Annotated in this window: 11 protein-coding genes and 1 pseudogene; 2 read left to right on the plus strand and 10 right to left on the minus strand. The window is 65.0% G+C overall.

Translation table 11 applies throughout. The annotated features are described in order from the left end of the window. From A3CW_RS50690 to A3CW_RS0143485, 4 genes and pseudogenes are all read right to left on the minus strand, one after another. Positions 1 to 185: pseudogene (locus A3CW_RS50690) on the minus strand (electron transfer flavoprotein subunit beta/FixA family protein); the annotation flags it as partial. Positions 186 to 395: 210 nt separating this feature from the next. Next, complete coding sequence (locus A3CW_RS0143475) at positions 396 to 1,193, minus strand: MetQ/NlpA family ABC transporter substrate-binding protein (RefSeq protein ID WP_028209078.1); 798 nt, start codon at positions 1,191 to 1,193, stop codon at positions 396 to 398. 55 nt (positions 1,194 to 1,248) lie between these two features. Further along, positions 1,249 to 1,902 carry a methionine ABC transporter permease gene (locus A3CW_RS0143480; RefSeq protein WP_028209079.1) on the minus strand — a complete coding sequence of 218 codons (654 nt, stop codon included), beginning with the start codon at positions 1,900 to 1,902 and terminating at the stop codon, positions 1,249 to 1,251. Beyond that, positions 1,892 to 2,926: a methionine ABC transporter ATP-binding protein gene (locus tag A3CW_RS0143485; RefSeq protein WP_028209080.1), complete on the minus strand. Its 1,035-nt coding sequence runs from the start codon at positions 2,924 to 2,926 to the stop codon at positions 1,892 to 1,894. Before A3CW_RS0143485 ends, A3CW_RS0143480 begins: the two co-directional genes overlap by 11 nt. Before the next feature lie 356 nt (positions 2,927 to 3,282). On the opposite strand from A3CW_RS0143485, the gene A3CW_RS0143490 reads away from it, so the two are divergent. Beyond that, positions 3,283 to 4,113 (plus strand): alpha/beta hydrolase, encoded by an 831-nt coding sequence (locus A3CW_RS0143490; RefSeq protein ID WP_028209081.1) that lies wholly within the window; start codon positions 3,283 to 3,285, stop codon positions 4,111 to 4,113. Positions 4,114 to 4,126: 13 nt separating this feature from the next. Here the strand turns inward: A3CW_RS0143490 and A3CW_RS0143495 are convergent, their stop codons facing one another. After that, on the minus strand, positions 4,127 to 4,921 hold the full coding sequence (locus A3CW_RS0143495) for an enoyl-CoA hydratase (RefSeq protein WP_028209082.1): 795 nt from the start codon (positions 4,919 to 4,921) through the stop codon (positions 4,127 to 4,129). A 63-nt stretch (positions 4,922 to 4,984) separates the two neighbouring features. Then, a complete protein-coding gene (locus A3CW_RS0143500; RefSeq protein ID WP_028209083.1) occupies positions 4,985 to 5,911 on the minus strand; it encodes a histone deacetylase family protein in 927 nt (308 codons plus the stop codon). A 216-nt stretch (positions 5,912 to 6,127) separates the two neighbouring features. On the opposite strand from A3CW_RS0143500, the gene mltB reads away from it, so the two are divergent. Beyond that, positions 6,128 to 7,447 (plus strand): lytic murein transglycosylase B, encoded by a 1,320-nt coding sequence (gene mltB / locus A3CW_RS49750; RefSeq protein WP_081772100.1) that lies wholly within the window; start codon positions 6,128 to 6,130, stop codon positions 7,445 to 7,447. Positions 7,448 to 7,516: 69 nt separating this feature from the next. Here mltB and cysM read toward each other — a convergent pair whose 3' ends face one another. From cysM to A3CW_RS49755, 4 genes are all read right to left on the minus strand, one after another. Beyond that, positions 7,517 to 8,419 carry a cysteine synthase CysM gene (cysM, locus tag A3CW_RS0143510; RefSeq protein WP_028209084.1) on the minus strand — a complete coding sequence of 301 codons (903 nt, stop codon included), beginning with the start codon at positions 8,417 to 8,419 and terminating at the stop codon, positions 7,517 to 7,519. Between the two features lie 244 nt (positions 8,420 to 8,663). Then, complete coding sequence (locus A3CW_RS0143515; RefSeq protein ID WP_028209085.1) at positions 8,664 to 9,008, minus strand: ComEA family DNA-binding protein; 345 nt, start codon at positions 9,006 to 9,008, stop codon at positions 8,664 to 8,666. Between the two features lie 73 nt (positions 9,009 to 9,081). Beyond that, the gene (rfaD, locus tag A3CW_RS0143520; RefSeq protein ID WP_028209086.1) at positions 9,082 to 10,074 is read right to left on the minus strand and encodes an ADP-glyceromanno-heptose 6-epimerase; all 993 of its coding nucleotides are present in this window, start codon (positions 10,072 to 10,074) and stop codon (positions 9,082 to 9,084) included. A gap of 105 nt (positions 10,075 to 10,179) precedes the next feature. Then, the coding region (locus A3CW_RS49755) for a PfkB family carbohydrate kinase (RefSeq protein ID WP_035515786.1) at positions 10,180 to 10,904 on the minus strand (725 nt) is incomplete at its 5' end.

Genomic DNA, 10,904 nt, shown 5'->3' on the forward strand with positions numbered 1-10,904 from the left:
GACACCGCGATGACTTCCGTCGCCACGCCCGCTTCCTTCAGACGCACCGCTTCTTCCACGGCGATTTCGTCGAACGGGTTCATCGACATCTTGACGTTGGCGATGTCGACGCCCGTGCCATCCGACTTCACACGAACCTTCACGTTGTAATCGACTACGCGTTTGACTGGCACAAGGACTTTCATTCACATGCTCCGAAGTTACGAATACGTCAACCTGGCGGACATTATAGCGATAGCCCTGTCGGGCCGATCTGCCACCAGCAATTTTCACGAACCACCGCTGCCGCACCCCGGTCGTCAGTAGCGAACGATCGTGCGATTTTACGGTGGAAAAAACCCGGGCATCAAGCCCGGGCGCCGAAAAATATCTCTAATTTCACGGCATCGAGCTGTCTACCAGGAGGTGATGACCGCCCCGCCGAACGTCGTTTCGATGTACCGCTTCACTTCCGGCGAGTGGTACGCCGCGACCAGCTTCGCCACCCAGGGCTTGTTGCGGTCGGCCTCGCGGATCGCGAGGATATTCACGTACGGCCCCTTCGGGTCTTCGATTGCGATCGCGTCCTGTTTCGGCTTCAGGCCCGCCTGCATGGCGAAGTTCGTATTGATTGCGGCGGCGTCCACGTCGTCGAGCGAACGCGGAATCTGCGCGGCGTCGAGCTCGACGATCTTCAGCTTCCTGGGGTTTTCCACGATGTCGAGCGGCGTCGCCTTCAACCCGGCGTCGGCGCGCAACTTGATGAGACCCTGGCTCTGCAGCAGCAGCAAGGCACGACCGCCATTCGTCGGATCATTCGGCACCGCGATGCGGGCGCCAGGCTTCAGTTCGGCGAGCGATTTGATCTTCTTCGAGTAGATGCCCATCGGGAACGTCACCGTGTCCGCGATCTTGATGAGCTTGTAGCCGCGATCCTTCACCTGCGCGTCGAGATACGGCGCGTGCTGGTAGCTGTTGGCGTCGAGGTCGCCGCCCGCGAGCGCTGCATTCGGCTGCACGTAGTCGGAGAACTCGATGATCTTGATGTTCAGGCCGTTCTTCGCGGCCACGCCCTTCACGACTTCCATCACCTGCTCGTGCGGGCCGCCCGTCACGCCCACCTTGATGGCTTCGTCCGCGTGCGCAGCAAGCGGTGCGATGAGCGAAGCCGCGCCAAGCGCCGCGACGAGCCGGATCATGAAACGACGTTGCATACCCAACCTTTGTCTTGTGTAGTTATGTTGATCGAAAAACTGCTTGTTTTAAGGCTTATTTGTGGCTCAGGCGGCGCACGAGCCAGTCGCCGAACGACTGCACCAGCTGCACGAACACGATCAGGATCACGACCACGATCAGCATGACTTCGGGTTCGAAGCGCTGATAGCCGTAGCGGATGCCCAGGTCGCCCAGACCGCCGCCGCCGATCGCGCCAGCCATCGCCGAATAGCCGACGAGCGAGATGAACGTGATGGTGAGCCCCGCCACCACGCCCGGCAGCGACTCGGGCAGCAGCACCTTGAAGACGATCTGGCTCGTGCTCGCGCCCATGGCCTGGGCGGCTTCGATCAGGCCGCGATCGACTTCGCGCAGCGCCGTTTCGACGAGCCGCGCGATGAACGGCGCAGCGGCAATGGTGAGCGGCACGATGGCGGCCGCCGTGCCGATCGACGAGCCGACCACGAGACGCGTAAACGGAATCACCGCAACGAGCAGGATGATGAACGGCGTGGAACGCACGGCATTGACGACCACTCCCATCACGCGATTCGCGGCGATGTTCTGCAGCACGCCGTTGCGGTCGGTGAGATAGAGCAGCACGCCGAGCGGCAGGCCGAAGGCCGCGCCCACGAGCCCCGAGATGCCGACCATGACGAGCGTCTCCCAGAACGACTGGACGAACATGTCGAACATTTCATTCCACATGGGACAGCTCCTCCACTACGACACCTTGTTCGCGCAGCCACGCCATGGCCTGCGCCACCTTCACCGGATCGCCGCCCGCGAGCACCGCGAGCGAGCCGAACGCCTGGCCCTGGATCTCGTCGATCTGGCCGTGCAGGATGTTGAAATCCAGTTCGAAGCGGCGAATCGTCTCCGAGAGAACCGGCTGGTCGACGCCCGTGCCCTTGAACGCGAGGCGCAGCAAGTGGCCGCTGCCCTTCGCGAGATGCTCGGCCACGCGCACCTTGAGCGCGGGCGGCAACTCCTGGGCGATCACGTCGCCGAGCAGCGCGCGCGTGACTTCGTGGCGCGGCTGCAGGAACACGTCGATCACGGGGCCGCTTTCCACCACGCGGCCCGCATCGAGCACGGCCACGCGGTCGCAGACCTGTTTGATCACTTCCATCTGGTGCGTGATCATCACGATGGTCAGGTTCAGTTCGCGATTGATCTTGCGCAGCAGGTCGAGAATCGCACGCGTGGTTTCGGGGTCGAGCGCCGAGGTTGCCTCATCCGAAAGCAGCACCTTCGGCTTGCTCGCGAGCGCGCGCGCAATCCCCACGCGCTGCTTCTGGCCGCCGCTGATCTGCGAGGGATAGCGGTCTTTCTGCGCGGTGAGGCCGACGAGTTCGAGCAGCGGCAGCACCGTCGCTTCGATCTCGGCGCGCTTCACGCCGGCCAGTTCGAGCGGCAGCGCGACGTTGTCGAACACGGTGCGCGACGACAGCAGGTTGAAGTGCTGAAAAATCATGCCGATCTCACGGCGCGCTTCGCGCAGGTCGGCCGACGAGAGCGACGTGAGCGTGCGCCCGTTGACGACGATGTCGCCTTCGGTGGGCCGCGTGAGCAGGTTGAGGGTGCGCACGAGCGTGCTCTTGCCTGCGCCGCTGCGCCCGATGATGCCGAACACTTCGCCCGGCGGAATCGTCAGATTGACGTTGTGCAGCGCTTCGATCCAGCCTTGCGGGCCGGCGAAGCGCTGGGACACGTTTCGAATTTCGATCATGGAAAAAAGCAAAACGGCGGATGTGCCGCGCGCGCTCGCGCAGCCGCCCTTGTGAGTAGCGGAAAACGCGTCGCGCCGGCAGACAGCCGCCGTTGATGGACTGGATTTAGCCCGCAATTTTACCCTGGCACGCAAAATTCCTTTTAATAATCAATTTCGATAATTTCATAACTGATTTGCATTAGAGGGTTCTGGCAGCGCGTGGGCGCCCGCGCGGCCGCTACACTGCTGCCGACAGACTGCTACCGAAAACGAACCGCCACGACCTGCCACGAATCGCCCAAACAGGGAGCGAGATGGAGACCAGTCAGAACATCGCCATGGCGCAAGCCGCCGAACCCGCCGGGCAAGCGACGCTGCCTACACGCGCCGGCGTCGAACTGCCGCTCTACGTCTGGCGCGCGAGCGCGCCGCCGCGCGCGGCCATCGCGCTGGTTCATGGCCTGGCGGAACACGCGGGCCGCTATGCAGCGCTCGCCGCGCGGCTGAACGGCGCGGGCATCGATGTCTACGCAATCGATCTGCGCGGCCACGGGCATGCCCCCGGCCGCCGCACCTGGGTTGCGCACTTCGACGAATATCTCGACGACGCCGAGGCGCTCCTCGCCCACGCCGACGCACAATGCGCCGCACAGGGCACACCGCTCTTCCTGATGGGACACAGCATGGGCGGCGCGATCGCGGCGCTCCATGCCGTCGAGCGCCTGCCGCAATCGCGCGTGCCGCTGGCTGGCCTGCTGCTCTCGAGCGCGGCGCTCGCGCCGGGCCGCGACGTGCCCGCGTGGAAAATCGCCGCGAGCCGCGTAATCAGCGCGATCTGGCCGACCTTTCCGGCCATGAAGATCGACGCGGCGCTGCTCGCGCGCGTGCGCGACGTGGTCGAAGCCAATCGCGCCGATCCGCTCGTGCATCACGGCGCGATTCCCGCCCGCACGGGAGCGCAATTGCTGGAAGCGATGAAGCGCATCGAAGCGGGACGCGCGCAACTGCGGCTACCCGTGCTGATCTGGCATGGCACCGGGGACAAGCTCACCGAGCCCGAAGGCAGCCGCGCCTTCGGCGCGAACGTGGGATCGCCCGATCGCACGCTCACGTTGTATGAAGGCAGCTACCACGAAACGCTCAACGACCTCGATCGGGAGCGCGTAATTGGCGCGCTGATCGACTGGATCGACCGGCGCGTCTGACCGGCCAGGCGCCTTATTTCGCGCTGCGTTTCTCGATGAACGCCTGCACGCCGTCGAGCGCGGGGTCGGTCATCATGTTGCAGGCCATGGTCTGCCCGGCCAGTTGATACGCGGCATCGATGCCCATTTCGAGCTGCCGGTAGAAGAGCCCCTTGCCTGCCGCGACCGCCTCGCGCGGCTTCGCGCAGATGCTCGCGGCCAGTGCGGTCACGGCGGCGTCGAGTTCGTCGGCGGGTACCACGCGGTTCACGAGGCCTTCGCGCAATGCCTTCTGAGCGTCGATGAATTCGCCCGTCATCAGCATCTCGAAGGCCGCCTTGCGCGAGACGTTGCGCGAGAGCGGCACAGCGGGCGTCGAGCAAAAGAGCCCTAGATTGATGCCCGATACCGCAAAGCGCGCCGAGTCCGCCGCCACCGCCAGATCGCACATCGCGACGAGCTGGCAGCCCGCCGCCGTCGCCACGCCCTGCACGCGCGCAATGACGGGCTGCGGCATCTTTTGAATCGCGAGCATCATCTTCGAGCAGCGCTCGAACAGTTTCGCGTAGTACTCGTGCGAGGGCGCCGCGCGCATTTCCCTGAGATCGTGGCCCGCGCAGAACGCGCGCCCCGCCGCTGCGATCACGACTACGCGCGCGTCGGATTGCGCCAGCGCGGCGAGTTCGCCCTGCAAGGCATCGATGAGCGCTTCGGAAAGCGCGTTGAACGCATCCGGGCGGTTCAGCGTGAGGCACACGACGCCCGGCACGCCATACGCGTCGCGTGTAACTTCGACGAGCGACGGTGATGAAGAGGGAATGGCACTCACGTTGCGTGTCTCCTTCGTTCGAATGTGTGCGATGTGGTTCGCGCTCAGGGCCGCGCAGGCCGCCTAGATATCCGCCAGCACGCGCAGATGCGCCACCACACTGCGGCCAAGCGCCGAGAGGTTATAGCCGCCTTCGAGGCTGCTCACGATGCGCCCCTTCGCATAGCGGCCCGCGATCTCGCGAATCTGTTCCGTGATCCATGCGAAGTCGTCCTCCACGAGGCCCATGTTGCCGAGGTCGTCTTCGCGATGCGCGTCGAAGCCCGCCGAGACGAACACCATCTCCGGCTTGAACTCGTGCAGCCGCGGCAGCCACATGATGTCGATGGCCTCGCGCACTTCCATGCCTTTCGTGCGCGCCGCGATCGGCAGATTGACCATGTTCGGCGCCGGATTCTCGGCCCCCGAATACGGATAGAACGGATGCTGAAAGAAGCTGCACATCAGCACGCGCGAGTCGCCCGCGAACGCCGCCTCGGTGCCATTGCCGTGATGCACGTCGAAATCGACGATCGCCACGCGCTGGAGGCCATGGACTTCGAGTGCATGGCGCGCCGCGATCGCGATGTTGTTGAAGAAGCAAAAGCCCATCGCGCGCGCGGGTTCTGCGTGATGGCCGGGCGGGCGCACGCTGCAGAATGCGTTCTCGTAGCGTCCGGCGAGCACCGCGTCGGTGGCCGCGATCGCCGCGCCCGCCGCGCGCAGCGCCGCCTGCCACGTGTGCGGATTCATCAGCGTGTCGGGGTCGATGCTCGCGTAGCCTTCCTTGGGCGCCGTGTTGCGGATGAAGTCGATGTGCGCCTGGGTATGCACGCGCAAGAGGTCCGCCTCGGTCGCGAGCGGCGCCGATTCGTCGCGCTCGATCAGCGCGTCGATGCGGCTCGCGATCAGCTGGTCTTCGATGGCCTGCAGACGCGCGGGGCATTCAGGATGCCATTCGCCCATCTCGTGCAGCAGAAAATCGGGGTGAGAGAAGAAACCGGTCGTCATGAGTCGCACTCGCCGCGGGCTTCGCGCACGCGCGCGGCCGCGGGTCTCCGTCTGTCTATTGTCTGGTGGCGCGCCGGCTGGCGCGCGAACAGACACCACGTTACCACAGCGACCTGGTGCTCACGCGCCACGCCGGCGCGCAGCGGCCCAATTCCCACAAGGCGCTCGGTTATACTGCCCGGGTTCTTCCTGGACCGCTCTCCCCCTCTCGCTCTCATGACGCTCAAGACCGCTCTGTCCGCCTCCAGCCGCCCACGTCGCACGACCCTCGCCCTCGCGCTTTGCGTCACGGCGTCGTTGTGCACCGGCGCGGCGCGCGCGCAAACTGCCGCGCCGAAATCGCGACAGACGCCGCTCACGCTTGCGCAGGCGCAGCCGCAAACGCCGACGCAGGGCCAGACGTTCGAAGAGGAAATCGTCCCGCAGCGCTACGCGAACAATCCGGACGTCGACGGCTTCATCAACGACATGGTGGCGCGCTACGACTTCGATCCCACCGCACTGCATGCGCTGTTCGCGAGCGCGAATTATTCGGCGACGGCGGTCAAGCTCGTCACGCCCTCGCCGGTTCCGGGCGTGAAGAACTGGCGCGCGTATCAGGCGCGCTTTCTCGACCCGGTGCGCATCAATGCGGGCGTGCGCTTCTGGCGCGCGAACCAGGCCACGCTGCAGCGCGCGTCGGAAGAGTTCGGCGTGCCGCCCGAGATGATCGTCGGCATCATCGGCGTGGAGACGATCTACGGCCGCTACATGGGCAACTTCCGCGTGCTCGATGCGCTCACCACGCTCGCCTTCGATTATCCGAACACGCCGAACCGCGCCGAACGCATGGCGACATTCCGCAAGAACCTCGAGGACTACCTCGTGTGGACGCGCGACGCGCAGATCGATCCGTCGTCGGTGCTCGGCTCGTACACGGGCGCGATCGGCATTCCGCAGTTCCTGCCGAGCAGCATCGTGCAGTACGCGGTGGACTACGAGGGCAACAATCACATCGACCTGCGCGCGAGCACGGCCGACGCGATCGGCAGCGTGGCGAACTATCTGCGGCAGAACGGCTGGGAATCGGGGCGGCCCGTGGTATGGAATATCGCCACCGATGCGGGCAGCCTCGGCATCGCCCAGGCCGGCGCCGACGGCAAGCCGGAACCGCGCTGGCCGCTGAGCCAGTTGCTGCGCTCGGGCCTCGTGCTCGACCAGCCGGACGTGGATATCGCCGCCGAGGCAGGCACGCCTGTCACGGTGATCGACCTGCCTTCGCCTGGCCGCGGCACCGAGTACAAGCTCGGGCTCAAGAACTTTTATGTGCTGACGCGTTATAACCGCAGCTTCTTCTACGCGCTCGCGGTGTATCAGCTGGGCATGCGCGTGAAGGCGCAGATGCTGGCGACGCAACCGGGCGTGGGTGTGGGCCCGGCGAACGGAAATGGTGGAAATGGCGGCAACGGCGGCATCAATGGCGGCAACGGCAACGGCAACGGGATGAACAGTGCCCCGAATGGTACGGGCACGACGCCACCCGCACAGCAAGACTGATTTCAGCGGTACAAAGCAAAACGGCCTTTGGAAACACCGAAGGCCGTTTTTTTTGCGTCCGCACTTCAATCAGGCGGGAAACACACCCGTAGAGAGATACCGGTCGCCACGATCGCAGACGATGAACACGATCGTCGCGTTTTCGAGCTGGCGTGCAAGACGCATCGCGACCTCACATGCGCCGCCCGACGAGATACCCGCGAAAATGCCCTCGACCGAGGCAAGACGGCGCGCCATGTTCTCAGCGGCGGCCTGGCTCACGTTCTCCACGCGATCCACGCGGCTGCGGTCGAAAATCTTCGGCATATACGCTTCGGGCCATTTGCGAATGCCCGGAATACGCGAGCCTTCTTCCGGCTGCGCGCCGACGATCTCGATCGCCTGATTCTTTTCTTTCAGGAACTGGGACGTGCCCATGATCGTGCCGGTCGTGCCCATCGACGAAACGAAGTGCGTGATGCGCCCTTCGGTGTCGCGCCAGATTTCCGGGCCGGTGGTCTCGTAGTGCGCAAGCGGATTGTCGGGATTGGCGAACTGGTCGAGGATGATGCCCTTGCCGTCGCGCTGCATTTGCTCGGCGAGGTCGCGCGCATATTCCATGCCGCCCTTGACCGGCGTGAGCATGATTTCGGCGCCGTAAGCCGCCATGCTCTGGCGGCGCTCCACCGAGAGGTCCTCCGGCATGATGAGCACCATCTTGTAGCCACGGATAGCCGCCGTCATGGCGAGCGCGATGCCCGTATTGCCGCTCGTCGCTTCGATGAGCGTATCGCCCGGCTTGATGCGGCCGCGCTCTTCGGCTTTACGGATCATCGAGAGCGCCGGGCGGTCCTTCACCGACCCAGCCGGGTTGTTGCCTTCGAGCTTGGCCAGCACGACGTTGTTGCGGGCGCGGATTTCGTCGTCCGGCAGGCGGACGAGCTGCACGAGCGGGGTATTGCCGATCGTGTCTTCAATGGTCTTGTAGGGCATGGGAATGGCAGTGAGGCGCGATGACGTGATTTGTCGATTCTAAACCACACAGGGGGCGACCGCCGGGGACCCATAACGCCGGTATGGACGCAGGCCTGGCGACCCAGCCTCCATGCGCGGCAAAAAGCCCGCGGCCCGGGCCGCGGGTCAACGTCGCGGGTCGACATCACCTGGGCGACACCTGAAGGAAACTGCGCCCCGCGACGGTGAAACACGACGCGCGGGGTAACACGCAAGCGCACGGCTACTTCTTGACCGCCACGGCAGCCTGCGGCGCGCCCGCCTTCGCGGGCGTTGCCTGTGCAACCTTCGCCTGCGCCGCCTGGGGCTGCGCGGGACCGACCGCCAATCCTTCGGCCTGCAAACGTTCGACGGCATGGCCGCCCATGCCCTTCACGCGCTTGCCGAGGTCACTGGCGTCCTTGTACGGGCCGTGCGCGCTGCGCTCGTCGAGAATGGCCTTGGCGCGCGCAGGCCCCACGCCCTTGATGCCGCGAAGCGCGTCTTCGTTGGCGGTGTTGACGTCCACGGCCGCGAAGGCGTGGCTGAATACGGCCAGAAGCGCGGCCGCAAGGACTTTTCGGAACATGCTGGATCTCCCTGAAAACGCCGGCGACCATCGCCGGCGAGGAGAGTCCAGTTTATGAAGTCAGGGCTTCGCGTTACACCTGGCCAGAAAGCCAACGTACGTAACGATCCACCCCTTCCTGCACCGTCAGGAACGGCGCGTCGTAACCTGCTGCGCGCAGCTTCGACTGGTCCGCTTGCGTGAAGCACTGATACTTGCCGCGCAGTGCGTCGGGGAACGGGATGTACTCGATCAGCCCTTCCTTGACCTGCTCCGCGAGCGAGAGCGCGGGCTTGCCGTCCATCGCACGCAGCGTGTTCACCACGGTCGTGGCGATGTCGTTGAACGGCTGGGCGCGACCGCTGCCCAGATTGAAGATGCCCGTCTTCTCCGGATGATCGAAGAAGAACAGGTTCACCTTCACCACGTCCTCGACCGAGACGAAGTCGCGCGTCTGCTCGCCCGGCGCATAACCGTTGTATTCGCCGAACAGCTTCACGCGGCCTTCGGCGCGGAACTGGTTGAAGTTGTGGAACGCCACCGAAGCCATGCGCGCCTTGTGCGTNTCGCGCGNNCCNTACACGTTGAANTAGCGNAAGCCCGCAATCTGGCTTTGCGCNGTGGGCAGCACGCGGCGGATCACCTGGTCGAACAGGAACTTCGAATAGCCGTACACATTGAGCGGCGCTTCCACGTCGCGCTCTTCGACGAAGCGCGTCGAGCCGCCATATATCGCCGCCGACGACGCATACAGAAACTGCACGCGCTGCGCAAGACACGCGTCGAGCACGGCGCGGCTATAGCGGAAGTTGTTGTCCATCATGTAGCGGCCGTCGGTTTCCATCGTGTCCGAACAGGCGCCTTCGTGGAACACCGCGCGCACGTCGCCGAAATCGCCGCGCGCGAAGCGCTCCACGAACTCGGTCTTGTCGATGTAGTCGTCGATCTCGCAATCGACGAGATTCCTGAACTTGTCCGCGCGAGTGAGATTGTCGACGGCGATGATGCGGTCTTCGCCGCGTTCGTTCAGCGCCTTGACGATGTTGCTGCCGATGAAGCCGGCCGCGCCGGTGACGATGAGGGTCATGATAGGTCTGCGGTGACGAGGTTCACGCGAGGTTGATGCCCCGCCGGAAAAACGCTCCGGAAATTCCGGCCGGGGTGCGAGCGCCGCGCGCTCGCGTGCGCCACGTTATTGAAAGAGTTCGTCGTAGTCGACGGTGGCCGTACCGAGCTTGCCGACCACGATGCCGGCCGCGCGATTCGCGAGCGCGACGCCCTCGACGAGCGGCAAGCCCGCGCCCAGCATGACCGCGACGGTCGCGATCACCGTGTCGCCGGCGCCCGAGACATCATACACTTCGCGCGCATCGGCCGCCGCGTGCAGCGCGCCGTCATCGGAAAAGAGCGTCATACCCTCTTCCGAGCGCGTGAGCAGCAGCGCGTCGAACTGCAGTTCGCGGCGCAGCTTCGTCACGCGCGCGTGCAGATCCTCCTCGGACTTCCACGTGCCCACCACTTCGCGCAACTCCGCGCGGTTCGGCGTGATGAGGCTCGCGCCGCGATAGCGCTCCCAGTCGTCGCCCTTGGGATCGACGAGCACCGCCTTGCCCGCGGCGCGCGCCTTCGCGATCATCTGCGTGACGTGCGTGAGGCCGCCCTTGGCGTAGTCGGAGAGCAGAATCACGTCGTGCGTGGGCAGCAGCGCGTCGAAACGCGCGAGGCNGGCGAGCAGGATCTCGTGCGCGGGCGTGTTTTCGAAGTCCACGCGCAACAGCTGTTGCTGGCGCGACAGCACGCGCAGCTTGATGGTGGTCGGCAACGCGGGATCGCGCTCGAGATACGCGTTCACGTTGCTTTCGTCGAGCAGCTCGACGATGCGCTCGCCGGGCTCGTCGTGGCCCACCACGCACAGGA

Origin of the sequence: Paraburkholderia nodosa DSM 21604 (assembly GCF_000519185.1) — a bacterium.
GTDB lineage: Bacteria > Pseudomonadota > Gammaproteobacteria > Burkholderiales > Burkholderiaceae > Paraburkholderia > Paraburkholderia nodosa.

Bases quoted from the DNA above. Each gene is read 5' to 3' on its own strand.
- A3CW_RS0143475 (WP_028209078.1), bottom strand. From the start codon at position 1,193: ATGCAACGTCGTTTCATGATCCGGCTCGTCGCGGCGCTTGGCGCGGCT.
- A3CW_RS0143480 (WP_028209079.1), bottom strand. From the start codon at position 1,902: ATGTGGAATGAAATGTTCGACATGTTCGTCCAGTCGTTCTGGGAGACG.
- A3CW_RS0143485 (WP_028209080.1), bottom strand. From the start codon at position 2,926: ATGATCGAAATTCGAAACGTGTCCCAGCGCTTCGCCGGCCCGCAAGGC.
- A3CW_RS0143500 (WP_028209083.1), bottom strand. From the start codon at position 5,911: ATGACGACCGGTTTCTTCTCTCACCCCGATTTTCTGCTGCACGAGATG.
- mltB (WP_081772100.1), top strand. From the start codon at position 6,128: ATGACGCTCAAGACCGCTCTGTCCGCCTCCAGCCGCCCACGTCGCACG.
- cysM (WP_028209084.1), bottom strand. From the start codon at position 8,419: ATGCCCTACAAGACCATTGAAGACACGATCGGCAATACCCCGCTCGTG.
- A3CW_RS0143515 (WP_028209085.1), bottom strand. From the start codon at position 9,008: ATGTTCCGAAAAGTCCTTGCGGCCGCGCTTCTGGCCGTATTCAGCCAC.